Source organism: Streptomyces pseudogriseolus (genome assembly GCA_002154585.1).
Lineage (GTDB): Bacteria > Actinomycetota > Actinomycetes > Streptomycetales > Streptomycetaceae > Streptomyces > Streptomyces pseudogriseolus.
Genome location: MUNG01000708.1, coordinates 1 through 1016 on the forward strand (window position 1 = coordinate 1; position 1016 = coordinate 1016).

Consider the following 1016-nt stretch of genomic DNA (forward strand, 5'->3'; position numbering starts at 1 on the left):
GTGGTCACCAGAACCGGGTGGTGAGGGCGGGCCGGCGGACCGCCTCGACGGCGTCGCGCAGGCACAGGGCGACGGCGATGGTGGCGCGCAGCACCGAGGGCCGTACGCTCTGCGCGGTCTCGGTGGCCAGGACCAGCAGGCAGCCGGCCGCCTGTTCGACCACGGAGACCGGGAGGGTGCAGTCGCCCTCGGCGGCCGCGCGGAACGCCTTCAGCGGGACCCCCGCTCCGTCGACCGTACGCCGGGCGGCCTGTTCCAGGTACGGGACGGCCTGTTCGCAGAGTGTGGCGGGCAGGGTGAGGGTGCGCTGGAACGATGAACTGGTCATGTTCACATGGCTCCCACGGCGTGGCGCGCCCGCACCGGGCGGAGCCGCATTTTCACCGTCCCGCGTGAGCGCCCGCCGCCCGCCGTACGCGCCCGCCGCCCGCGCCGGGCTCGTACGCTGGGCGCGTCATGAAGCCGTCGGGCCGGCTGTCGGGCCGCCGGGCGGACCGCGAAGCCGAGGAGGCCGTCGATGACCGTGTCGTCCCCCGCGTCCGGCGAGGAGGTGCCCGGCGCCGTGGCGTCGCGGCTGACCGGGCGGGCGGTGACCGGGGTGCGCCCGCTGTCCGGCGCGCTCGCCGAGGCCGTCCTGGACGACGGCCGCACGGTGGTGGTGAAGCGCGCCGAGGACGCGGAAGCCGCGCGCGCCGAGGCGGCGGGGCTGCGCTGGCTCGCGGAGGCGGGCGCGCCCCCGGTGCCGTGCCTGCACGGCCGGGAGGGGGCGTGGCTGGTGCTCGACCGGGTGGCGGAGGGGCGGCCGGGCCGGGAGACGGCGCTGCGGTTCGGGCGTGAGCTGGCGGGCCTGCACGCGGCCGGGGCGCCCGCGTTCGGGGCGCCGCCGCCGGGCGGGCCGGTGGAGGCGTTCATCGGGCTCGCCCCGATGCGCAACGTCACCGGCGACGACTGGCCCGTCTGGTACGCGGAGCACCGGGTGCTGCCGTATCTGCGCCGGGCGGTCGACGCGGGCACGC

2 protein-coding genes are annotated in these 1016 nt (G+C 78.2%); one reads left to right on the forward strand and one right to left on the reverse strand.

Annotation, left to right across the window (positions count from 1 at the left end; genetic code table 11):
* Positions 1–4: 4 nt before the first annotated feature.
* Positions 5–328, reverse strand: coding sequence for a hypothetical protein (locus CCN29_RS34235; RefSeq protein ID WP_031019327.1), 324 nt, complete (start codon positions 326–328; stop codon positions 5–7).
* A gap of 189 nt (positions 329–517) precedes the next feature.
* On the opposite strand from CCN29_RS34235, the gene CCN29_RS34240 reads away from it, so the two are divergent.
* The coding region (locus CCN29_RS34240) for a fructosamine kinase family protein (protein WP_442538694.1) at positions 518–1016 on the forward strand (499 nt) is incomplete at its 3' end.